Consider the following 20,878-nt stretch of genomic DNA (forward strand, 5'->3'; position numbering starts at 1 on the left):
GTAGGCGTGTCCGAGCGCTGACCTGTCATGGCACCGATCATCCGCACCCGGCGTTGCGCTCGATTTAACGAACGTTATGTCCAGGTGACAATCGACCTCACCGGTCGAAAATCCGACTGTGAGGTTGCCACCGAAATATAGTCCCTGATCAGGGGATCTTTCGAGGTTTGCCGCAGATCCGAGCGGGTGCCGAAGGTGACCGGACTCACCCGGTGAAATCGGGGCAGGTCAGCCCATTTTGTAGCCGCGATGCAGGGCGACGACACCGCCGGTGAGGTCGCGCCACTGCACCGAGTCCCAGCCCGCGTCGGCGATGCGCCTGGCCAGCCTGCGCTGGTTCGGCCACGCCCGGATGGACTCGGCCAAGTACACGTAGGCATCCGGGTTGGAGCTCACCGCGCGAGCCACCCGGGGCAGCGCCTTCATGAGGTACTCCATGTAGACGGTGCGGAACGGCCCGAACACCGGGGTCGAGAATTCGCACACCACGAGCCGACCGCCCGGCTTGGTTACGCGCAGCATCTCGCGCATCGCCAGGTCGATATCGGCCACATTGCGCAAACCGAAGGAGATGGTCACCGCATCGAACGAGTCGTCGGCGAACGGCAGCGCCATCGCGTCGCCGGCCACCATCGGCACCTGCCGGAAGCGGCCCGCGGCGAGCATGCCCTGGGAGAAGTCGGCGGCCACACACCAGGCGCCGGACTTGCCGAGTTCCACGGTGGACACACCGGTGCCCGCGGCCAGGTCGAGCACCCGCTCACCGGGGCGCAGCGCGAGCGCGCGTCGCGTCGCCCACCGCCAGTACCGGTCCTGACCACCGGAGATGACCGTGTTGGTGAGGTCGTAGCGTTTCGCCACACCGTCGAACATCGACGCGACCTCGTGGGGTTGCTTGTCCAGCGAAGCCCGAATCGGTTCCCGCTGCTCTGTTGTCGCCACGATTCGAGCTTATCCGCACGCTTGCGGCTAGGCCGAGCGCGGCAACCGCTGCCGCATCCCGGTGACGTCGGCGTAGTGGCCCATCAGTTCGGTGCAGACGGCGGGCCAGGTGCGGTGCAGCACCGACTTGCGTGCCGCTGCCGCGAACCGGGCACGCTGATCGGCGTCGCGCAGCGCCGACACCGCGCTCGGCAGCAGTTCGGCGAACCGGTCCACCGGCAGGAGATAACCGTTGCGGCAGTGGGCGATCAGGTCACGCGGGCCGCCGGCGTCGGGCCCGATCACCGGCACCCCCGACGACAACGCTTCCTGTACGCCCTGGCAGAACGTCTCGTGCTCGCCCGGATGCACCATCACATCGAGGCTGGCGTAGTGGGTGGCCAGTTCGGACCCGCCCAGTTCGCCGGTGAACACCGCGCGCGGCATCAGCCTGCTCAGCCGCGCCCGCTCCGGCCCGTCACCGACCACGACGAGCTGAATGGAGGGGTCGTCGGCGAGCGCGGCCAACCGGTCCACATGCTTCTCCGGCGCGAGCCTGCCGACGAACCCGACCACCAACCGCTCGCTCGATCCCAGCCAGCTCGCCCGCAATTCGGCACTGCGTGCGGCCGGGTCGAACCGGTCGATATCGACGCCGCGCCCCCACCGGTGCACCCGGGGAATTCCGTGTTCGGCCAGGTCGGCCGCGGCGGCCGACGACGGGGCGAGCGTGCGCGTCGCTCCCTCGTGGATCCGGCGCGTCCACGCCCAGGCCGCCCGCGCAGCCAGTCCGAGCCCGTAGCTCTTGGCGAAACCGGCCACGTCGGTCTGGTACACCGCGATCGAGGGCAGGTCGAGGCGGGTGGCGGCGGCGAGCCCGCCCGCGCCCAGCAGAAATGGCGAGGCCAAATGCACCACGTCCGGGTCGAACTCGGCGATCGCGGCGGTGATCCCGGGTTGTGGCAGGCCGACGGGCAGCGAACTCACCTTCGGCACCATCATCGCGGGCACCCGATGTACCGGGAACCGGCCGTGCAGGCGCGGGGCGGGCGGTGCGCCGCGCAGCGTATCGGGCGCCACGATCATGGCATCGTGCCCGTGCTGGTCCAGGTGATCGAGCACCCGGAGCACGGAATTGACGACGCCGTTCATGTTCGGCAGGAAAGACTCCGAGACGATGGCTACGCGCACACTCCAAGAGTGACCGCCACACCGCGCGCCACGCCCACACCGACATGAAGCCGGGACGAACAGCAGGGGAAAGTTACCGCTGTCTGCGCCGCACCAGCCACAGGGCGGGCAGCGCGAGCGCCCACACCACCACGATCACCGACGCGGCGGGCACGATCGCCACCCGCGCGTCGCGTCCGGCCACCCGGACCAGGTCGGGGTCGCGGGTGCTGTATTCCACGTTGATGCGCTGACCGGCGGTGAGATTGGTGGGGTACAGGATCCCGACCTTCGGATTGTGGGTGACGCTGTCGGGCGTCACATACATCACCGCCGAACGCAGCCGCCCCGCCGAGAGCACCTCACCGGAGGTGACCCCACGGTTGTGCTCGATCTCGTAGTCGTTGCGCCACGCCGCGAGTACCAGCAGCACCATGAGCACGCTGATCACCGTCGCGGTACCGAGGATTCCGGTACGAACCCGCCGCAGGCGATCGGAGTACCTATCCGACTGGCTGGTTTCCGACACCACGCCACCCTAACGGTGGGCTGCACTAGCGTGTGCCACCATGTCCCGAAAATTCAGCTTCACCGTGCCTTATGCCGTCCCGGTCGAAGATCTTCACCGGGCACTCGTCGACGACGCGATCTGGCAGGAGCGGTTCGCCGCCGCCGAGACCGCGACGCTGGAACTCTCCCATCCCGACGGACCGGATTCGATCCGCATCGAGATGACCGAAACCCCCGGCCGGGACAAGGTTCCCGCGCTGGTCCGTAAGGTTCTCAAGAGCGATCTCGTGCTCGCCCGAACCGATGTCTGGCAGCCGCTGGACGGCGAGGTCGCCAAGGGCAGCTTCACCGGGCGCACCGGCGGCATCACCACCGAGATGTCGGGCACCTACGAGTTGCGTCCCACCGCCGAGGGCAGCGAGATCGAGGTCGTCGGCACCGTCACCGTCAAGGTGCCCTTGGTCGGCGGCGCCATCGAACCGCTGGCCGAACAACTGCACCAGCGCGTCCTCAACAGCGAACGCAAGTTCATCGAGGGTTGGTTCGCGAAGCTCAGCTGAACGGCGCCAGTTCGTCGGCGCGTAGGGAAGCGCGACCGGCCGTTCGCCACAGGCGGGCGGTCAGGTCGTCGTCCTCGTCGGTCACGAGGTTTCCCATCACGCGAACGGCGGTGCGCTGCAAGTACTTCGAACGCATCACCGGGGGGCCGCCGCGGGGGACCATCTTCGGGTGCGTGGCCAGCCCGGCCAGCCTGCGTGCCACGGAGAACGTGCGCCCGTAGCGCTCGCGCAGCAGTTGCGGCCACACCTGGGTCAGGTCCGGTTCGTCGAGCAGGTCGGCGAGCAGATGACCACCTTCGAGCCCGTAGTCGATGCCTTCGCCGTTGAGCGGATTCACGCAGCCCGCGGCGTCACCGACCAGCACCCAGTTGCGTCCGGCCACGTTCGACACCGCGCCGCCCATCGGCAGCAGCGCCGAGGCCACCGCGCGCAGTTCGCCCTCGAACTCCCATTCCTCGCGGCGCAGCCGGGTGTAGTGCTCGAGCAGCGGTTTCAGCGCGATATGCGACGGCCGTGCCTCGGTGGCCAGCGAACCGACACCGATGTTCACCTCGCCGTTGCCGAGCGGGAAGATCCAGCCGTAGCCGGGAACCAACTGGTCGTCGGCATTGCGCAATTCCAGGTGCGAGGAGATCCACTGGTCGTCGCTGCGGCCGGAGGTGATGTAGGCGCGGGCGGCGGTGCCGTAGGCGTAGCGGCGATGCCAGGTGCGGCCGAGCTGTTTGCCGACGGGGGAGCGAACCCCGTCGGCGACGACGAGCACCCGACAGTTCACGGTGTGCGTGGTGTCGCCGATGCGCACCGTCACCCCGGTCACCCGGTCGCCGTCGCGCAGTACCTCGGTGACCTTCGCGCCGTCGACCATCCGGGCACCGGACTTGATCGCCGTCTCCCGCAACGTGTTGTCGAGTTCGGTTCGCGGAACGGCGCTTCCGTAGGTGGGGAACGACCCGCCCGGCCAGGGCAGCAGTGCCTCGCGCCCGAACCCGGCCATCCGCAAACCGTGGTTCACCGTGTGCGCGCGCAACCACTCGCCGAGCCCGAGATGTTCCAATTCGGCCGTGGCGCGCGGGGTGAGACCGTCACCGCAGGTCTTGTCGCGCGGGAAGACGGCCGAATCGAGCAGCAGCACATCGCGTCCGGCACGGGCCGCCCACGCCGCCGAGGCGGAACCCGCAGGTCCGGCCCCCACCACGAGCACCTCTACGGTGTCGGGCAGCGTCGCGTGGTCGGCGGGGACGACATCCGGTGAACCCATGGCTCAATACTGGCACCTCGCGCGGTTGTGCGAGAGTGTCGGGTGCACCGGGAAATCTCACGTGTGACGGGGTTCATCGGCTGTAGCGCAGGAACACGCTAGGTTGCTACCCGTCGGGGTCGGACGCATCGCTGGGAGAAACTAATGAGCACATCGGCTGTGAGCGACGAGAGCACCGTGGTTGCCGGGGTCGATCTCGTCGATCCGGAACTCGCCGCCACCGTGCGCGACGGGTTGGCCGCAGTCGAGAAACTGCTCGTCGACGAACTCTCCGACGGCGAGGAATTCCTGCAGGAGGCCGCGTTACATCTGGCCAGGGCGGGCGGTAAGCGGTTCCGGCCGCTGTTCACGCTGCTCACCGGTCAGCTCGGCCCGAATCCCACCGATCCGGCGTTGGTCACCGCGGGCACGGTCGTCGAACTCGTGCACCTGGCCACCCTCTACCACGACGACGTGATGGACGAGGCCACCCAGCGCCGCGGCGCCGAGAGCGTGAACTCGCGCTGGGGCAACAACATCGCCATCCTCGCGGGCGACTACCTGTTCGCCCACGCGTCGCGCCTCACCTCGACCCTCGGCCCCGACGCGGTGCGCATCATCGCCGAGACGTTCGCCGAGCTGGTCACCGGTCAGATGCGGGAAACCATGGGCGCCAAGCAGACCCAGGACCCCGTCGAGCACTACCTGAAGGTGGTGTGGGAGAAGACCGGGTCGCTCATCGCCGCCGCGGGCCGCTTCGGTGGCACCTTCTCCGGCGCCGACAGCGAGCACGTCGAACGCCTGGCTCGCCTCGGTGACGCGGTCGGCACCGCCTTCCAGATCTCCGACGACATCATCGATATCTCCTCGTCGTCGGAACAGTCGGGCAAGACGCCCGGCACCGACCTGCGCGAAGGCGTCCACACCCTGCCGGTGCTCTACGCCCTGCGCGAGTCCGGCGCCGACGGCGACCGCCTGCGCACCCTGCTCGACCACCCGCTCGACACCGACGCCGAGGTCGACGAGGCCCTGGAACTGCTGCGCCGCTCGCCCGGCATGGCGATGGCCAAGGACAAGCTGCAGGAATATGCCGACCTGGCCGACACCGAACTGGCCGCCCTGCCCGCGGGCCCCGCCAACGACGCCCTCACCCGCCTCGTCCGCTACACCATCGAGCGAGTCGGCTGACCCGGAACTTCTCGCACTGCGCACCCGTTCAACAAACGCGAGCTGCCGTAGCGCACCCACCCGTGTGCGAACGCAACACCGGATCTCGTACGAACATGGGTAACTCGTCGGGAACAGGCTGACCAGACCACCACCTCTGTCTGGCCGCCGACGTGAGCCCGTACGTACCCCAGTCTGGCCAAAAGTCGCGGAGAGGCGGAACAGATGCTGCGAACGATCGGGCTGATGGTTGCCATGTCGGCGCTGATCGTTGCCATCGGCGCGATGTTCCGCAGCCCGACCATCCTCGTCATCTCGATCGTGCTGGCCGTGGCGATGAACGCCTACGCCTATTTCAACAGCGACAAGCTGGCGTTGAAGGCCATGCACGCCCAACCGGTGAGCGAGCTGGAAGCCCCGGTCGTGTACCGGATCGTGCGCGAACTCGCGACCGCGGCGCGACAGCCGATGCCGCGCCTCTACATCAGCCCCACCAACGCGCCCAACGCGTTCGCCACCGGTCGCAATCCCCGGCACGCCGCGGTGTGCTGTACCAGCGGCATCCTGCAATTACTCGACGAACGCGAGCTGCGCGCGGTGCTCGGCCACGAACTGTCGCACGTCTACAACCGCGACATTCTCATCTCGTCGGTGGCGGGTGCGATGGCCTCGGTCATCACCGGCCTGGCCAACTTCGCGTTCCTGGCCAGTTCGTTCGGCAACCGCGACGGGCAGGGCCCCAACGTCATCGGGGTGTTGCTGGTCTCACTACTCGGCCCGATCGCGGCCGGGCTCATCAAGATGGCGGTGTCACGTTCCCGCGAGTACCAGGCCGACCGGTCCGGCGCCGAACTCACCGGCGACCCGCTCGCTCTCGCCTCGGCACTGCGCAAGATCGAACGGGGTGTCCAGGCGGCCCCCCTGCCGCCGGACCCGAAGATCACCAGCGAATCGCACCTGATGATCGCCAATCCGTTCCGCACCGGCGACCGCATCGCCCGCTGGTACTCCACCCACCCCCCGACCGCCGATCGCATCAGGCGGCTCGAGGAGATGGCGGGCGGAACGCACCGCTACTGACGAACTAGCGGTAGTTCACGAACTGCAGCGCGATACCGAAGTCCTCGCCCTTGAGCAGCGAGATCACGGCCTGCAAGTCGTCGCGCTTCTTGCTGCTCACCCGCAGTTCGTCGCCCTGGATCTGCGCCTTCACGCCCTTGGGGCCCTCGTCGCGGATCTTCTTGGAGATCTTCTTGGCCTTCTCGGTGTCGATGCCCTGCACCAGCGTGCCGGTGATCTTGAACACCTTGCCCGAGGCCTGCGGCTCGCCGGCGTCGAACGCTTTGAGCGAGATGTCGCGCCGGATCAGCTTCTCCTTGAACACCTCGAGCGCCGCCTTCACCCGCTCCTCGGCATTGGCGGTGAGGACGATGGCCTCCTCCCCGGACCAGGCGATCGAGGCGTCGGTGCCCTTGAAGTCGTAGCGGGAGTTCAGCTCCTTCTCCGCCTGATGCAGCGCATTGTCGACCTCCTGCCGGTCGACCTTGCTCACCACGTCGAATGACGAATCAGCCACACTGCGCTCCTGTTCTTCGGAAGGTCCGTAAAACTCCGCGGCAAGACTGCCTCACCGCCGAGACAGTTGTACCCGCAACGCGCCGCAGCGTGCGCCCGCAGGGGGTCTGTGCAGGCGGTTTGCATCCCCGGGGTGGGTTCGTTGTAAGCTGCTCAGCGCACCGGAAACGGCGCACAAGGCAGATTGCCCGAGCGGCCAATGGGAGCAGACTGTAAATCTGTCGGCGCAAGCCTACGTAGGTTCGAATCCTACATCTGCCACATCGAACCCCGTCGATCACAGGATCGGCGGGGTTCTTTGGTTTTGCGGCGAGCTCCACCACCACGCCGGTCCCACTGCGTGTCCAGCAGGTTGAGATGCGGTGAAAAATACGTCCTGATCAGGCGATTTGGTGGTGATCGCCAGGAGTGTGTAATCTCTTTCAGGACGCCGGAGCACGGGGTCGCTCTGATCGGTTCGCCGACCAAGACTCTGTGCCACGTAGTCATGCCCCCTTAGCTCAGTCGGCAGAGCGTTTCCATGGTAAGGAAAAGGTCAACGGTTCGATTCCGTTAGGGGGCTCGCCGGATTGCCGGTGGTGACCGACTTTCCCGCCGGCCCCACCGTAATAGGTCCGCCGTGGCGGTGTAGCTCAGTCGGTAGAGCAAACGACTCATAATCGTTGTGTCGCCGGTTCAAGTCCGGCCATCGCTACCAATAACGACTCAGCCCAGACCGGAAAGAAGGCATATCGTGGCCGCGAAGTCCACCGATGTCCGGCCAAAGATCACCTTGGCCTGCGAAGAGTGCAAGCACCGCAACTACATCACCAAGAAGAACCGGCGCAACGACCCGGACCGCCTCGAGCTGAAGAAGTTCTGCCCGAACTGCGGCACCCACCGGGCGCATCGCGAATCGCGCTGATTCGAACAAAAAACATCTGCCGAAGGCCGGACGAAAGTCCGGCCTTCGTGCGTTTTCCAGACCGGTCGACAGGGGTGCGCGCGCACAAGTCGGTAATGTGCCACGCTGTGACAGTGAACACCGGAACTGACGAAGCGGTCTCGGCCGCAGCCGCCGAACCATTCGATCCCGCCGCTCACGCGGCCTCGATGGTCGGCCACCACTACCGGGTCGACGACTATTACGAGGTCGGTCGCGAAAAGGTGCGTGAATACGCCCGCGCCGTGCAGGACTACCACCCGGTGCACTGGGACGAGGACATCGCGCGCGAGTACGGCCATTCCGGTCTGCTCGCCCCGCTCACCTTCATCTCCCTGGTCGGCATCCTGGCCCAGCGCCGGTTGTTCGAGGAGATCGTCACCGGATACGACCTCAGCCAGATCATGCAGACCGATCAGATCCTGGAATTCCATCGGCCGATCCGGGTCGGCGACCGGCTCACCTGTGACGTTTATCTGCATTCGTTCCGGCAGGCATTCGGCGGCGACATCATCGTGACCAAGAACATCGTCACCGACGCCCACGACGAATTGGTGCTCACCACCTACACCACGCTCATCGGACGCAGCGGCGGCGATATCGATCCGAATATGTCGGCGGCCGTCCGCAATGTGCTCATGCACGGTCTCGGCGACGACGAACCGGCACACCACGCGCCGAGCGACGCCTTCGCCGCGATCACCCCGGATCCGGTGACCAAGGACCCGGAACCGCAGGTCAGTACCCACGCGCTCGCCTTCGAAAGCATCGCGGTGGGCGACGAACTGCCCGCGCGGACCGTCCGGCTCACCCGCGGCGACCTGGTGAACTACGCCGGCGTCTCCGGTGACGCGAACCCCATCCACTGGAGTGACGAGATCGTCAAACTCGTCGGCCTCGACAACGTGGTGGCCCACGGCATGCTCACCATGGGCCTCGGCGGCGGATTCGTCACCTCCTGGCTCGGCGACCCCGGTGCGGTGAAGGAATACAACGTGCGCTTCACCAGCCCCGTCTACGTGCGTGCCGATGCCCCGGCCGAGGTGGATTTCACGGGTAAGGTGAAGTCGGTCGACCCGGAGACCCGAACGGCCGTCGTCGCCATCACGGCGAAATCGGCGGGCAAGAAGATCTTCGGCCGCGCCACGGCAACAGTTCAGCTGGCCTGACCTGGTCGAGCGTCCCGATTGGCACATTGCCCACGCGGTAACGTACACTCGGGACTCTGGGGTCACCGGCTGCTGCGCGCTGACTTCCCGGGAGCCTGCTCCCACGGAAGCGGCGCGCGTGTTGTGTGTGATGCCAACCCTGGAAGAAACGGCTCGCAAGGGCCGATAATCGAATATCGATTGTGGTTGGACGTATCGGCCCAGGCCGGTCCAACCGAAGGGGCGTAGCTCAATTGGCAGAGCAGCGGTCTCCAAAACCGCAGGTTGCAGGTTCAAGTCCTGTCGCCCCTGCCCTGAATGCCAGCGACGAGAGAGGATCGACGTGACGGACGAGCGGGATACTCGCGCCGAAGACGGCGACGATACCGCCGCTGCCACTCGGCCGAGCGGCAAGCGGACCGCTCGTCGTGCGCGCACGTCGGATGCTCCGGCGACCACCGGTTCGGTGGCCACGCTCGACCGGCCGTCGGGCTCGCGCAAGGCAGACAAGACTGCCGGTAAGGCCAAGACGGGCAACCCGTTCAAGCGGCTGTTCAAGTTCCTGCGAGAGGTCATCGCGGAACTGCGCAAGGTGATCTGGCCCAACCGGAAGCAGATGGTCACCTATACGACCGTCGTTCTGGTGTTCGTGGTCTTCATGGTCGCGTTCATCGCCGGGATCGACGTAGCGTTCGTCAAGGGTGTCGACTGGCTGTTCGGCTGATCGCCGACACCCACGCCGGTAGCCGATCGCGGGCCGGAACGGCGGAGCGCGCCTCCGCGCACCCGACCCGGCCCAGAGGATGTACGTGACGACACAGGAAGCGAGTGCCTCAGTGAGCACCCCGGAGAACGACACCAACGACGAGTTCCCGGTTGACGACACTGTCGCGGCGGACAACGCCACCGACGAGGTCGAGGCCACCACCGAGCTCGCTGACGAGGCTGCCGACGCCGTCGTCGAGGACACCACGGTTCCCACCGAGGAAGACCCCGAAGCCGACCCCGTCGAGTCGATGAAGGCCAAGCTGCGCCGCGTCCCCGGCGACTGGTACGTCGTGCACTCTTACGCCGGTTACGAGAACAAGGTCAAGACCAACCTCGAGACCCGCGTGCAGAACCTCGGACTCGAGGACTACATCTTCCAGGTCGAGGTACCGACCGAAGAGGTCACCGAGATCAAGAACGGGCAGAAGAAGAACGTCAACCGCAAGGTGCTGCCCGGCTACATCCTGGTCCGGATGGAACTGAACAACGAATCGTGGGGCGCGGTGCGCAACACCCCCGGCGTCACCGGCTTCGTCGGCATGACCGGCGGCGGCCCGGGCGCCAAGCCCACCCCGCTGACCATCAACGAGGTCGTGAAGTTCCTGGTCCCGGCCGGTGCGCAGGCCCAGAAGAAGGCGGCCGCCGCCGCTGCTTCGGGTGGCGCCGACACCGGTGCCACCGCCGCGGGCAAGCCGACCATCGAGGTCGACTTCGAGGTCGGCGAGTCGGTCACCGTGATGGACGGCCCGTTCGCGACGCTGCCCGCCAGCATCAGCGAGGTGAACGCCGAGCAGCAGAAGCTCAAGGTGCTCGTGTCGATCTTCGGTCGCGAGACCCCGGTGGAGCTGAACTTCACCCAGGTTTCCAAGATCTAGCTCGAACCAGCTTCGCAACGGCACCGCCTCGGCGGTGCCGTTGTCGTTTCCCGACCCCTCCCGGCTGCGGCGCCCGCGACGCGGTTCGGTAGAGTGTGACAGTTCGTGTGTAGACCCCCTCCAGGCGTTTTCCGCCCGGTGTGACGGTCGTGCGCGAATGCCGGGCTTGGACCCGGCGTGGGAGCGATCCCGCAACAGGCTTACGGCAACCGTAAGGAACCGAAACCCAAGGAAGAAAGATGCCCCCCAAGAAGAAGAAGCTCGCCGGGATCATCAAGCTGCAGATCCAGGCCGGCGCCGCGAACCCGGCCCCTCCGGTCGGCCCCGCGCTCGGTCAGCACGGCGTCAACATCATGGAGTTCTGCAAGGCGTACAACGCCGCGACCGAGTCGCAGCGTGGCAACGTCATCCCGGTCGAGATCTCGGTGTACGAGGACCGGTCGTTCGACTTCAAGTTGAAGACCCCGCCCGCCGCCAAGCTGCTGCTCAAGGCCGCCGGTGTGCAGAAGGGCTCGGCCGAGCCGCACAAGACCAAGGTCGCCAAGGTCACCATGGACCAGGTCCGTGAGATCGCCAAGACCAAGCAGGAAGACCTGAACGCCAACGACATCGAGCAGGCCGCGAAGATCATCGCCGGTACCGCGCGCTCGATGGGCATCACCGTCGAAGGCTGAGCGTCAGCGCCGAAGGCGGCAGCGCAGCGTAACCACGCAGGCGCAGCGAAGCCTTCAATGGGCGCCGAGGCTGATCTTCCAGCAATCCGAGTGGGAGGGCCGGCCAGGCCCGACAACCACTTCTGAACCAGATTAAGGACAGACAAACATGGCAAAGCGAAGCAAGGCGTATCTCGCCGCTGCTGAGAAGGTCGATCGCGACAAGCTGTACTCCCCGCTGGCCGCCGCGCGCCTGGCGAAGGAGACCGCGACCACCAAGACCGACGCGACCGTCGAGGTCGCCGTTCGTCTCGGCGTGGATCCCCGCAAGGCCGACCAGATGGTCCGTGGCACCGTCAACCTGCCGCACGGCACCGGTAAGACCGCCCGCGTCATCGTGTTCGCCGCCGGCGAGAAGGCCGCCGAGGCCGAGGCCGCCGGTGCCGACGCCGTGGGCGCCGAGGACCTGATCGAGCGGATCCAGGGCGGCTGGCTCGACTTCGACGCCGCGATCGCCACCCCGGACCAGATGGCCAAGGTCGGCCGCATCGCGCGTGTCCTCGGCCCGCGTGGTCTGATGCCGAACCCGAAGACGGGCACGGTCACCAACGATGTGACCAAGGCCGTCAACGACATCAAGGGCGGCAAGATCAACTTCCGCGTCGACAAGCAGGCCAACCTGCACTTCGTCATCGGTAAGGCGTCGTTCGACGACTCGAAGCTGGTGGAGAACTACGGTGCCGCGCTGGACGAGATCCTGCGTGTGAAGCCGTCGACCGCCAAGGGTCGCTACGTCAAGAAGATCACGGTTTCGACCAACACCGGCCCGGGCATCCCGGTGGACCCGAACCGCACCCGCAACCTCCTCGACGAGGACGCGTGAGCTTCTGACAGGTAGCTCCTGATCAACCGCGAGGGTGGGAACGCACTGCGTTCCCACCCTCGCGGCGTTTCAGCGCTCGGTGTCGTCGGTGTCGCGCCAGGCGAGCAGTACGGACTCGCCGCGGTGTGGTTTCCAGGGCAGGAAGATCGCCACGATCACCGCGCAGACGAGGACCGCGCCGGTCGCGACGAGGGAGGCGGCGTGCGCGCCCTGCAGGGTTGCCGTCTTCATGGCGACGATGAGGTTCTCGCGCTGGGTTTCGAGGAACGGGGCAAGTTCGCGTTTGCGCAGCTCCAGGACGCTGAGGGGACTGGCTTTGACCAGGCTCTTCTCGTTGTCGTTCATGATGCCGACCGGGATGGCGTCGATTCGGGCGCCGATCCGGCTGGTGTAGTAGGAGGCGACGATCGAGCCGAGGACCGCGACGCCGAGGGTGCCGCCGATCTCACGGGTGGTGTCGTTGACGGCCGAACCGGCGCCCGCCTCCTCCAGCGGCAGCGCCGACATGATCGATTCGGTGGCCGGACCCTGCACGATGCCGAGGCCGAGTGCCATCGACACCATCGACGGCAGCACTCCGATCAGATAGCTGCTGTCCACGGTGACCTGTCCACCCAGGTAGAGGCCGAGGCCGGTGAGCAGCAGGCCGATCACCAGGACCGCCGTGGTGCCGACCCGTTGCGCGAGCAGGGTCGCGACGGGGGCGCCGATCGCCACCGAGAACGCGAACGGCAGCGAGGCGATGCCGAACTCGAGTGGCGTGTATTCGCGGACGCCCTGGAAGTACTGCGTGATCAGGAACAGGAATCCGAACATCGAGAAGTAGCCGATGGCAATGGCCAAGGCCGGCAACGAGAATCGCCGGTTGCGGAACAGTCGCATGTCGAGAATCGGTGCGGGCGTATGTAATTCCCAGATCACGAAGGCGGCGAGCAGCAGGGCGCCCAGCGTGGCGGTGCACAGGGTGGTGAGCGAGAGCCAGCCGTTGTGCGGTGCCTCGATGATCGCCCACACCACCAGCGTGATGCCGGCGATCGAGAGCCCGATCCCGGGTAGATCCAGCCTGCCGACCTGGTTTGCTCGCGATTCCGGCACCCAGATCAGCGTCGCGACCAATGCGGCCAGCGCCACCGGCACATTGATCCAGAACACCGAGTGCCAGCTGAAGTGCTCGAGCAGCCACCCGCCCGAGATCGGGCCGATGGCGATGGCGAAGCCCGCCATCGCGGTCCAGGCGGCGATGGCGAGCGCGCGTTCGCGCCGGTCGGTGAAGATGTTGATGATCAGGGCGAGGGTGGCGGGGAAGACTGCGGCCGCGAAGACGCCCATCGCCGCGCGGGCCGCGATGACCTGCGTCATCGACTCGGCGAGCGCGCCGCCGACCGACATGACGGCGATGCCGACCAGGCCGATCGTCATGATCCGCCTGCGGCCGTACCGGTCACCGAGGTTGCCCGCGGCCAGGAGCAGTCCGGCGAAGGTGAGGGTGTAGGCGTCGACGACCCACTGCAGGCCGGAGACGCCGGTAGCGAGCTGGACGCCGATGGAGGGGAGAGCGACGTTGACGATGGTGTTGTCGAGGACGACCAGCAGTTCGGCCAGACAGATCACGGCGAGTGCGAGGAATCGCCGGGAACGCCGGTCCAGCAACACTGGTGGAGCGACTACGGAGGTTGTCATAGGCCAGGAGTGAACCAGGTTACTGTCACCCCGCGTAACACCTTTCGAGTGCGATTGCTACCACAATGTAGGAATCAAAGTGGCCTGGCTCACAACATATTCGGGCGTTCCGGGCGCCATCGACCCGTTTTGGCAGAGGAGGGTGGGTGCAGGTACAGTGGACTCCGGTCGTCGACCTGTTCGATGACTACCCATTCGTTCTACCGAAGACCGTTGGTCGTCGATGCCGCTCGCGCGGTATTCGATCGAAGGTCCGGCGACATTGCCGGCGGCCCACGCAGGGAGAGCTGAGGCAGAAGAATTTATTCTTTCGCGCCCCGGTACGCCTTGCGTCCGGGGCGTTAGTTTTGTCGCCGGCCCCTGATTCGGTAGTGCGCGTTCACGAACCGACATCAGAGAGGAGGCGAAGTATGGCGAAGCCTGAAAAGGTCACCGCTGTCGCGGAGATCGCGGAGCAGTTCAAGAACTCCACGGCCACTGTTGTCACGGAATACCGTGGCCTGTCGGTCGGCAAGCTCACCGAGCTGCGTCGCGCGCTGGGCGCCGGTGCCACGTACTCCGTCGCCAAGAACACCCTGGTCAAGCGTGCGGCCGCGGAAGCGGGCATCGAGGGCCTTGACGACTTGTTCGTCGGACCGACCGCCATCACCTTCATCCAGGGTGAGCCGGTCGACGCCGCGAAGGCCATCAAGACCTTCGCCAAGGAGAACAAGGCGCTCGTCATCAAGGGCGGCTACATGGACGGCGCTGCGCTGTCCGTGTCCGAGGTCGAGAAGATCGCCGACCTCGAGAGCCGTGAGGTTCTGCTGGCCAAGCTGGCAGGCGCGATGAAGGGCAACATGTCCAAGGCTGCCGGGCTGTTCTCGGCTCCTGCCGGTCAGGTGGCCCGTCTGGCCGCCGCGCTGCAGGAGAAGAAGCAGGCCGAAGGCGCTGCCGAGTAATACCCCCGCACGGGTGTTACCGCCCGCGCACTCAGACATTCACCACCGAAAGGAACAATCATGGCCAAGCTGTCCACCGAAGAGCTGCTCGACGTTTTCTCGGAGATGACCCTGCTGGAGCTCTCGGGCTTCGTGAAGGCGTTCGAGGAGAAGTTCGAGGTCACCGCTGCTGCCCCCGTCGCCGTTGCCGCCGCCGGTGGCGCCGCTGCTCCGGCCGAGGCCGCTGAGGAGCAGGACGAGTTCGACGTCATCCTCGAGGGTGCCGGCGACAAGAAGATCCAGGTCATCAAGGTGGTCCGTGAGATCGTCTCGGGCCTGGGCCTGAAGGAAGCCAAGGACCTGGTCGAGGGTGCCCCGAAGCCGATCCTGGAGAAGGTCGCCAAGGACGCCGCCGAGGCTGCCAAGGCGAAGCTGGAAGAGGCCGGCGCCAAGGTCTCGGTCAAGTAATTCAGCGCTTCGCGTAGACGAACGGGCGGTCCCTCAGGGGGCCGCCCGTTTGTTATATATACGGACATGGGAAAGTGATACGCGCTGTAGCGCATGGTCGGGGTTACTCTTCAGTCATGTAGAGGTGTGCCCCGTCTCACTCATGGGTTACAGTGACCGGACCCACAGTGTCGTGACGCACCGCCGAGATGTGAGCGCGCGGTGAGCGGGTGGGGTGCTCGCAGGATCAATGGAGGTAGGCGTGGGCGTCGAGGTCAGGACCGAGGGTGTAACCAAGTCCTTCGGTTCACAGCGAATTTGGCAGGACGTGTCGATCACGCTCCCTTCGGGCGAGGTGAGCGCGCTGCTCGGCCCCTCGGGTACGGGTAAGTCGGTGTTCCTGAAATCGCTCATCGGTCTGCTGCGGCCCGAGCGCGGGTCCATCTTCATCGATGGCACCGATATCACCACCTGCTCCAACAAGGAGCTCTACGAGATCCGCAAACTGTTCGGCGTCCTCTTCCAGGACGGCGCGCTGTTCGGCTCGATGAATCTGTTCGACAACATCGCGTTCCCGCTGCGCGAGCACACCAAGAAGTCGGAAACCGAGATCCGTCGCATCGTGATGGAGAAGCTCGAGCTGACCGGTCTGCTCGGCGCGGAGAACAAACTGCCCGGTGAGATCTCCGGTGGTATGCGCAAGCGCGCCGGTCTGGCCCGCGCGCTCGTGCTCGACCCGCAGATCATCCTCGTCGACGAGCCCGACTCCGGCCTCGACCCGGTGCGTACCTCCTACCTGGCGCAGCTGCTGCTCAACATCAACGCCCAGATCGACGCGACGATCCTCATCGTGACGCACAACATCAACCTGGCCCGTACCGTGCCCGACAACATCGGCATGCTGTTCCGCCGTCAGCTGGTGATGTTCGGACCCCGCGAGGTGCTGCTCACCAGCGAGGAGCCGGTGGTCAAGCAGTTCCTCAACGGCCGCATGATCGGCCCGATCGGTATGTCCGAGGAGAAGGACGAGGCGCAGATGGCGCGCGAGCAGGCGCTCGTCGACGCCGGCCACCACCATGGTGGCGCCGAGGAGATCGAGGGCATCATCCCGCAGATGAAGGCCGAGCCGGGCATGCCCGCACGGCAGGCGGTCTACCGTCGTCAGGCCCGTGTGCGCGAGATCATGCACACCCTGCCCGCTGCGGCCCAGGCCGCCATCCGCGAGTCGCTGGCCGAGTCCGACGACACCCAGGTGATGGCCGCCTACGGGGGCAACGATCACCCCACCGAATCGTTCAAAGCGATGCCGCACGGCCAGACCAACGGCTGACAAGTTTCGTCTCGAAAGGCCCCGGGTTCGCCCGGGGCCTTTCGCGTTCCCGTGCCGGAAAGCGCCCTGACCTGGTGTTTTACGGGATGGCGCGCACGGCGTGCCGCGGGTAAAATAACCGCGGTTCGGGCGGGGATGCCCAGCGCGCCAGGCGATCTCGATCTCGGACACAGGGCCGCCGCGCCACTTGACGAGCCGGGCGCGAACCGTCACCCTATTCACAACAGCGTCTGCTGTTACAGGGGCTTCGGCGCCCGAGTTTCCGACGCGGCCAGCGTCCCGGGACTTCGGCGCGTTTGCCGTCCGAGTGATGACTCGGATGGTATGTTGACACCCCCTTGTATAGGGGTGTAAGTTTGGACGTTGCGCTGGCTGCCTCCTGTCCACACCTTGATTCGCACACGTAAGTTCCACCCTTCCGGTGTTACTTCCGCTGCTGCCTGTTCGGGTTTCGTTCGGGTTGTAACCAGCGGAATTCGTAGCAGACAAGCGACGGTCGCGGACCACCACGCGACGCGCGTGAGGTGCTGGAAGGACGCATCTTGGCAGTCTCCACCCAGACCAAGGCTGGTATCCCCGGAGCCCCGTTGAGGGTTTCGTTCGCGAAGATCCGAGAGCCCTTGGAGGTGCCCGGACTTCTCGACCTACAAACGGACTCGTTCGCCTGGTTGGTCGGTTCTCCCGACTGGCGTGAGAAGGCGGCCGCACGCGGCGACGTCGGTCTCGCAGGCGGCCTCGAAGAGGTGCTCGAAGAGCTCTCGCCGATCGAGGATTTCTCCGGTTCGATGTCCCTCTCGTTCTCCGACCCGCGCTTCGAAGAGGTCAAGGCCTCCATCGATGAGTGCAAAGAGAAGGACATGACCTACGCGGCGCCTCTGTTCGTCACCGCGGAGTTCATCAACAACAACACCGGCGAGATCAAGAGCCAGACCGTCTTCATGGGTGATTTCCCCATGATGACCGACAAGGGCACCTTCATCATCAACGGCACCGAGCGTGTCGTCGTCTCCCAGCTCGTGCGTTCCCCCGGCGTCTACTTCGATCACAGCATCGACAAGGCCACCGAGAAGGACCTGCACAGCGTGCGCGTGATCCCGTCGCGCGGCGCCTGGCTGGAATTCGACGTCGACAAGCGCGACACCGTCGGTGTCCGCATCGACCGCAAGCGCCGTCAGCCGGTCACCGTGCTGCTCAAGGCACTCGGCATGACCACCGAGGAGATCGTCGAGCGTTTCGGCTTCTCCGAGATCATGATGTCGACCCTGGAGAAGGACAGCACGCCCGGCCAGGACGAGGCGCTGCTCGACATCTACCGCAAGCTGCGTCCGGGCGAGCCGCCGACCAAGGAGTCCGCGCAGACCCTGCTGGAGAACTTGTTCTTCAAGGAGAAGCGCTACGACCTGGCCCGCGTCGGTCGCTACAAGATCAACAAGAAGCTCGGCATCAACCTCGACAAGCCGGTCACTTCCTCGGTGCTCACCAAGGAAGACATCGTCGACACCATCGAGTACCTGGTGCGTCTGCACGCCGGTGACCGCTCGATGACCGCCCCCGGCGGCGAAGAGGTCCCCGTCGAGATCGACGACATCGACCACTTCGGTAACCGTCGTCTGCGCACCGTCGGCGAGCTGATCCAGAACCAGATCCGCGTGGGCCTGTCCCGCATGGAGCGCGTGGTCCGCGAGCGGATGACGACTCAGGACGTCGAGGCGATCACGCCGCAGACCCTGATCAACATCCGGCCCGTGGTCGCGGCGATCAAGGAGTTCTTCGGAACCTCCCAGCTGTCGCAGTTCATGGACCAGAACAACCCGCTGTCGGGTCTCACCCACAAGCGCCGCCTGTCGGCGCTGGGCCCGGGTGGTCTGTCCCGTGAGCGTGCCGGTCTGGAAGTTCGTGACGTCCACCCGTCGCACTACGGCCGCATGTGCCCGATCGAGACCCCGGAAGGCCCGAACATCGGCCTGATCGGTTCGCTGTCGGTGTACGCGCGGGTCAACCCGTTCGGCTTCATCGAGACGCCGTACCGCAAGGTCGTCGACGGCAAGGTCACCGACGAGGTCAAGTACCTCACGGCCGACGAGGAAGACCGTTACGTCCGCGCGCAGGCCAACTCGCCGGTCGACGCCGAGGGTCGCTTCATCGAGGAGAAGGTCCTCGTGCGGCGCGCCGGTGAAGAGGTCGAGTTCGTCTCGCCCGCACAGGTCGACTACATGGACATCTCGCCGCGCCAGATGGTGTCGGTCGCGACGGCCATGATCCCGTTCCTCGAGCACGACGACGCCAACCGTGCCCTCATGGGTGCGAACATGCAGCGTCAGGCCGTGCCGCTGATCCGTTCCGAGGCTCCCATCGTGGGCACCGGCATGGAGCTGCGCGCCGCGGTCGACGCCGGCGATGTCGTGGTGAACGAGAAGTCGGGTGTGGTCGAGGAGGTCTCGGCCGACTACGTCACCGTGATGGCCGACGACGGCAGCCGCAAGTCCTACCGGATGCGCAAGTTCAACCGCTCCAACCAGGGCACCTGCTCCAACCAGCGTCCGATCGTGGACGAGGGTCAGCGGGTCGAGGCCGGCCAGGTCCTGGCCGACGGTCCCTGCACCGAGAACGGTGAGATGGCGCTCGGCAAGAACCTGCTCGTCGCGATCATGCCGTGGGAAGGCCACAACTACGAGGACGCGATCATCCTGTCGCAGCGCCTCGTGGAAGAGGACGTTCTCACCTCGATCCACATCGAAGAGCACGAGATCGACGCCCGCGACACCAAGCTGGGCGCCGAGGAGATCACCCGGGACATCCCGAACGTCTCCGACGAGGTGCTGGCCGACCTGGACGAGCGCGGCATCATCCGCATCGGTGCCGAGGTTCGTGACGGCGACATCCTGGTCGGCAAGGTCACGCCCAAGGGCGAGACCGAGCTCACCCCGGAAGAGCGCCTGCTGCGTGCCATCTTCGGTGAGAAGGCGCGCGAAGTGCGCGACACCTCGCTGAAGGTGCCCCACGGTGAGTCCGGCAAGGTCATCGGCATCCGCGTGTTCTCGCGCGAGGACGACGACGATCTGCCTCCCGGCGTGAACGAGCTGGTCCGTGTCTACGTGGCGCAGAAGCGCAAGATCCAGGACGGCGACAAGCTCGCCGGCCGCCACGGCAACAAGGGCGTCATCGGCAAGATCCTCCCCGTGGAGGACATGCCGTTCATGCCCGACGGCACCCCGGTCGACATCATCCTGAACACCCACGGTGTGCCCCGTCGTATGAACATCGGCCAGATCCTGGAAACCCATCTCGGGTGGATCGGTAAGGCCGGCTGGAACATCGACGTGGCCACGGACGGCACTCGTCCCGAGTGGGCGGCCACGCTGCCCGAGGAGATGCTGGCCGCACCGGCCGACTCGAACATCGCGACGCCCGTCTTCGACGGCGCCAAGGACAACGAGCTCACCGGTCTGCTCGGCTCGACGCTGCCCAACCGTGACGGTGAGCGGATGGTCGACGCCGACGGCAAGGCGACCCTGTTCGACGGTCGTTCCGGCGAGCCGTTCCCGTACCCGGTCGCGGTCGGTTACATGTACATCCTGAAGCTGCACCACCTGGTCGACGACAAGATCCACGCGCGTTCGACCGGTCCGTACTCGATGATCACGCAGCAGCCGCTGGGTGGTAAGGCGCAGTTCGGTGGTCAGCGTTTCGGTGAGATGGAGTGCTGGGCCATGCAGGCCTACGGCGCGGCGTACACGCTGCAGGAGCTCCTGACCATCAAGTCCGACGACGTGGTCGGCCGCGTGAAGGTCTACGAGGCCATCGTCAAGGGCGAGAACATTCCGGAGCCGGGCATTCCGGAGTCGTTCAAGGTGCTCCTCAAGGAACTCCAGTCGCTGTGCCTCAACGTGGAGGTCCTGTCTTCGGACGGCGCCGCGATCGAGATGCGTGACGGTGACGACGAGGATCTGGAGCGCGCCGCGGCGAACCTGGGCATCAACCTGTCCAGGAACGAAGCGGCCACTGTCGACGATTTGGCGAACTAGGTGGTAAGCGCGGTGCGGGCGTCTCCGGAAAAGGCGCCCGCATCGCGCACCGCGCTCGACAACTAGTGAACTTTTGCTCGAATTCGA

At 65.9% G+C, this 20,878-nt stretch carries 19 protein-coding genes and 4 tRNA genes; 17 read left to right on the plus strand and 6 right to left on the minus strand.

From position 1 onward, the window contains the following. Positions 1 to 228: 228 nt before the first annotated feature. The 3 genes from LDL21_RS01685 to LDL21_RS01695 all read right to left on the minus strand — a co-directional run bounded on the left by LDL21_RS01685 (position 229) and on the right by LDL21_RS01695 (position 2,620). Positions 229 to 942, minus strand: a complete 714-nt coding sequence (locus LDL21_RS01685) for a demethylmenaquinone methyltransferase (RefSeq protein ID WP_067485031.1) — start codon at positions 940 to 942, stop codon at positions 229 to 231. A 27-nt stretch (positions 943 to 969) separates the two neighbouring features. Then, a complete protein-coding gene (locus LDL21_RS01690) occupies positions 970 to 2,112 on the minus strand; it encodes a glycosyltransferase family 4 protein (RefSeq protein ID WP_225278543.1) in 1,143 nt (380 codons plus the stop codon). A 73-nt stretch (positions 2,113 to 2,185) separates the two neighbouring features. After that, positions 2,186 to 2,620, minus strand: a complete 435-nt coding sequence (locus tag LDL21_RS01695; RefSeq protein ID WP_067485868.1) for a DUF3592 domain-containing protein — start codon at positions 2,618 to 2,620, stop codon at positions 2,186 to 2,188. A 40-nt stretch (positions 2,621 to 2,660) separates the two neighbouring features. Between LDL21_RS01695 and LDL21_RS01700 the strand changes: the two genes are divergently transcribed. Next, positions 2,661 to 3,161: a DUF2505 domain-containing protein gene (locus LDL21_RS01700; RefSeq protein ID WP_067641876.1), complete on the plus strand. Its 501-nt coding sequence runs from the start codon at positions 2,661 to 2,663 to the stop codon at positions 3,159 to 3,161. Here the strand turns inward: LDL21_RS01700 and LDL21_RS01705 are convergent. Continuing rightward, on the minus strand, positions 3,154 to 4,419 hold the full coding sequence (locus LDL21_RS01705; RefSeq protein WP_225278544.1) for a geranylgeranyl reductase family protein: 1,266 nt from the start codon (positions 4,417 to 4,419) through the stop codon (positions 3,154 to 3,156). The genes LDL21_RS01700 and LDL21_RS01705 overlap by 8 nt on opposite strands. A 144-nt stretch (positions 4,420 to 4,563) precedes the next feature. Between LDL21_RS01705 and LDL21_RS01710 the strand changes: the two genes are divergently transcribed. Both LDL21_RS01710 and htpX read left to right on the plus strand, forming a co-directional pair. Further along, complete coding sequence (locus LDL21_RS01710) at positions 4,564 to 5,586, plus strand: polyprenyl synthetase family protein (RefSeq protein ID WP_255674267.1); 1,023 nt, start codon at positions 4,564 to 4,566, stop codon at positions 5,584 to 5,586. Positions 5,587 to 5,790: 204 nt separating this feature from the next. Next, positions 5,791 to 6,645: a zinc metalloprotease HtpX gene (gene htpX, locus LDL21_RS01715; protein ID WP_225278545.1), complete on the plus strand. Its 855-nt coding sequence runs from the start codon at positions 5,791 to 5,793 to the stop codon at positions 6,643 to 6,645. Between the two features lie 4 nt (positions 6,646 to 6,649). Here htpX and LDL21_RS01720 read toward each other — a convergent pair whose 3' ends face one another. Continuing rightward, positions 6,650 to 7,141, minus strand: a complete 492-nt coding sequence (locus tag LDL21_RS01720) for a YajQ family cyclic di-GMP-binding protein (RefSeq protein WP_067485050.1) — start codon at positions 7,139 to 7,141, stop codon at positions 6,650 to 6,652. A 177-nt stretch (positions 7,142 to 7,318) separates the two neighbouring features. Between LDL21_RS01720 and LDL21_RS01725 the strand changes: the two genes are divergently transcribed. The 10 genes from LDL21_RS01725 to rplA all read left to right on the plus strand — a co-directional run bounded on the left by LDL21_RS01725 (position 7,319) and on the right by rplA (position 12,389). Continuing rightward, a tRNA-Tyr gene (locus tag LDL21_RS01725) sits at positions 7,319 to 7,401 on the plus strand. Positions 7,402 to 7,629: 228 nt separating this feature from the next. Beyond that, a tRNA-Thr gene (locus LDL21_RS01730) sits at positions 7,630 to 7,702 on the plus strand. 59 nt (positions 7,703 to 7,761) lie between these two features. Beyond that, a tRNA-Met gene (locus LDL21_RS01735) sits at positions 7,762 to 7,837 on the plus strand. A 36-nt stretch (positions 7,838 to 7,873) separates the two neighbouring features. Continuing rightward, positions 7,874 to 8,044, plus strand: coding sequence for a 50S ribosomal protein L33 (gene rpmG / locus LDL21_RS01740; protein ID WP_019049401.1), 171 nt, complete (start codon positions 7,874 to 7,876; stop codon positions 8,042 to 8,044). 113 nt (positions 8,045 to 8,157) lie between these two features. Next, a complete protein-coding gene (locus LDL21_RS01745) occupies positions 8,158 to 9,231 on the plus strand; it encodes a fused (3R)-hydroxyacyl-ACP dehydratase subunits HadA/HadB (protein ID WP_225278546.1) in 1,074 nt (357 codons plus the stop codon). Positions 9,232 to 9,449: 218 nt separating this feature from the next. Continuing rightward, positions 9,450 to 9,522 (plus strand) — tRNA-Trp (locus LDL21_RS01750). A gap of 31 nt (positions 9,523 to 9,553) precedes the next feature. After that, positions 9,554 to 9,934, plus strand: coding sequence for a preprotein translocase subunit SecE (gene secE / locus LDL21_RS01755; protein WP_225278547.1), 381 nt, complete (start codon positions 9,554 to 9,556; stop codon positions 9,932 to 9,934). Positions 9,935 to 10,046: 112 nt separating this feature from the next. Continuing rightward, a complete protein-coding gene (nusG, locus tag LDL21_RS01760; RefSeq protein ID WP_225279207.1) occupies positions 10,047 to 10,853 on the plus strand; it encodes a transcription termination/antitermination protein NusG in 807 nt (268 codons plus the stop codon). Positions 10,854 to 11,092: 239 nt separating this feature from the next. Then, positions 11,093 to 11,527: a 50S ribosomal protein L11 gene (gene rplK / locus LDL21_RS01765; protein WP_067485062.1), complete on the plus strand. Its 435-nt coding sequence runs from the start codon at positions 11,093 to 11,095 to the stop codon at positions 11,525 to 11,527. 148 nt (positions 11,528 to 11,675) lie between these two features. After that, positions 11,676 to 12,389: a 50S ribosomal protein L1 gene (rplA, locus tag LDL21_RS01770; RefSeq protein ID WP_067485065.1), complete on the plus strand. Its 714-nt coding sequence runs from the start codon at positions 11,676 to 11,678 to the stop codon at positions 12,387 to 12,389. A gap of 69 nt (positions 12,390 to 12,458) precedes the next feature. On the opposite strand, the gene LDL21_RS01775 is transcribed toward rplA, so the two are convergent. Further along, complete coding sequence (locus LDL21_RS01775) at positions 12,459 to 14,069, minus strand: MFS transporter (RefSeq protein WP_225278548.1); 1,611 nt, start codon at positions 14,067 to 14,069, stop codon at positions 12,459 to 12,461. A 410-nt stretch (positions 14,070 to 14,479) separates the two neighbouring features. Here LDL21_RS01775 and rplJ point away from each other — a divergent pair, with 410 nt between their 5' ends. The 4 genes from rplJ (at position 14,480) to rpoB (ending at position 20,791) form a co-directional block, all read left to right on the plus strand. Continuing rightward, positions 14,480 to 15,010, plus strand: a complete 531-nt coding sequence (gene rplJ, locus LDL21_RS01780) for a 50S ribosomal protein L10 (protein WP_067979605.1) — start codon at positions 14,480 to 14,482, stop codon at positions 15,008 to 15,010. Between the two features lie 60 nt (positions 15,011 to 15,070). Beyond that, positions 15,071 to 15,457, plus strand: coding sequence for a 50S ribosomal protein L7/L12 (rplL, locus tag LDL21_RS01785; RefSeq protein ID WP_067485073.1), 387 nt, complete (start codon positions 15,071 to 15,073; stop codon positions 15,455 to 15,457). 229 nt (positions 15,458 to 15,686) lie between these two features. Beyond that, positions 15,687 to 16,766 (plus strand): ABC transporter ATP-binding protein, encoded by a 1,080-nt coding sequence (locus LDL21_RS01790; RefSeq protein ID WP_067485076.1) that lies wholly within the window; start codon positions 15,687 to 15,689, stop codon positions 16,764 to 16,766. 524 nt (positions 16,767 to 17,290) lie between these two features. Continuing rightward, positions 17,291 to 20,791: a DNA-directed RNA polymerase subunit beta gene (rpoB, locus tag LDL21_RS01795; RefSeq protein WP_225278549.1), complete on the plus strand. Its 3,501-nt coding sequence runs from the start codon at positions 17,291 to 17,293 to the stop codon at positions 20,789 to 20,791. The last annotated feature ends 87 nt before the right edge of the window (positions 20,792 to 20,878 follow it).

Origin of the sequence: Nocardia rosealba, assembly GCF_020216065.1 — a bacterium.
Taxonomy (GTDB): Bacteria; Actinomycetota; Actinomycetes; order Mycobacteriales; family Mycobacteriaceae; genus Nocardia; species Nocardia rosealba.

Excerpts from the sequence above, each read along its gene's own strand:
- LDL21_RS01790 (WP_067485076.1), top strand. The coding sequence starts at position 15,687 with ATGGAGGTAGGCGTGGGCGTCGAGGTCAGGACCGAGGGTGTAACCAAG.
- htpX (WP_225278545.1), top strand. The coding sequence starts at position 5,791 with ATGCTGCGAACGATCGGGCTGATGGTTGCCATGTCGGCGCTGATCGTT.
- rplJ (WP_067979605.1), top strand. The coding sequence starts at position 14,480 with ATGGCGAAGCCTGAAAAGGTCACCGCTGTCGCGGAGATCGCGGAGCAG.
- LDL21_RS01700 (WP_067641876.1), top strand. The coding sequence starts at position 2,661 with ATGTCCCGAAAATTCAGCTTCACCGTGCCTTATGCCGTCCCGGTCGAA.
- LDL21_RS01705 (WP_225278544.1), bottom strand. The coding sequence starts at position 4,419 with ATGGGTTCACCGGATGTCGTCCCCGCCGACCACGCGACGCTGCCCGAC.
- LDL21_RS01710 (WP_255674267.1), top strand. The coding sequence starts at position 4,564 with ATGAGCACATCGGCTGTGAGCGACGAGAGCACCGTGGTTGCCGGGGTC.
- LDL21_RS01775 (WP_225278548.1), bottom strand. The coding sequence starts at position 14,069 with ATGACAACCTCCGTAGTCGCTCCACCAGTGTTGCTGGACCGGCGTTCC.
- rplL (WP_067485073.1), top strand. The coding sequence starts at position 15,071 with ATGGCCAAGCTGTCCACCGAAGAGCTGCTCGACGTTTTCTCGGAGATG.
- rplA (WP_067485065.1), top strand. The coding sequence starts at position 11,676 with ATGGCAAAGCGAAGCAAGGCGTATCTCGCCGCTGCTGAGAAGGTCGAT.
- rplK (WP_067485062.1), top strand. The coding sequence starts at position 11,093 with ATGCCCCCCAAGAAGAAGAAGCTCGCCGGGATCATCAAGCTGCAGATC.